Source organism: Vibrio sp. 1288, from assembly GCF_033344475.1.
In genome coordinates this window covers 1-843 of record NZ_JAWPOX010000302.1, presented here as the reverse complement: position 1 = coordinate 843, position 843 = coordinate 1, and the positions used below count along the sequence as shown (strand labels likewise).

Genomic DNA, 843 nt, shown 5'->3' with positions numbered 1-843 from the left:
AGGGGTGCTCTCGATTGATTTTGATGTCGATGCGCTGCTCATGACTTCTGAAAACCTTGTCGGGAAGTTGCACTTAGTTTCCAATTTCCAAACGATTCCTGAAGATGCCGTGCGGATCAAGCCCATTGAAAAAGAGCGCTTGAGTGCCAATCACAGTATTTATTACGAATATAACTTATGGAGCGAGATTAAGAATTTAACGTTCTTTGAAAAGTACAGCATCATGGTCGCGGTCTTTATTTACGTATTGAGTACCGTAGTACTGTTTTATGTCAACATGCACACCGAACGTCGCTACTTTAAAGATCTTGCTGCAAGAGACCCAATGACAGGGCTGCTCAACCGCAGAGGAATGCAGGCCGTTTGGCGTAATAAAATGACGAAGAAGAACGTGGCATTGGCTGTGTTCGATATCGATAACTTTAAGACTATCAATGATACTTACGGCCATGATGTAGGTGACTCTGCGATTCAACTGGTCGCGAAGTGCATCCGAGACAACATTCGTCACAGTGACGTCGCATCTCGCTTTGGTGGCGAAGAGTTTATTCTCGCGATATACGATGAAGATATTGAAGGGATGAAGCACATTCTCGAACGAGTCAAAAAAGCGATTGATGAACGATCACGACGAGTTACGAAGAATGGATTTACCGTGTCGGGTGGTGTGGTCTTTAGCTCTGCAAGCAAAGCAGAAAGCTTTGATGAACTGTTCAAGGCGGCTGATGAGAAGCTCTATGAAGCGAAAAGTAACGGAAAGAACAAGATTTGTTATTAGTTCGAGGCGCGCTTGCTAAAAGGCCGTCTGACAAATAGCTAAAAGGGCGATAATATCGCCCTTTT

At 44.2% G+C, this 843-nt stretch carries 1 protein-coding gene; it reads left to right on the top strand.

What is annotated here, in order from left to right; genetic code table 11:
* The coding region (locus R8O11_RS26385; RefSeq protein WP_318194764.1) for a GGDEF domain-containing protein at positions 1-778 on the top strand (778 nt) is incomplete at its 5' end.
* Positions 779-843: the final 65 nt, after the last annotated feature.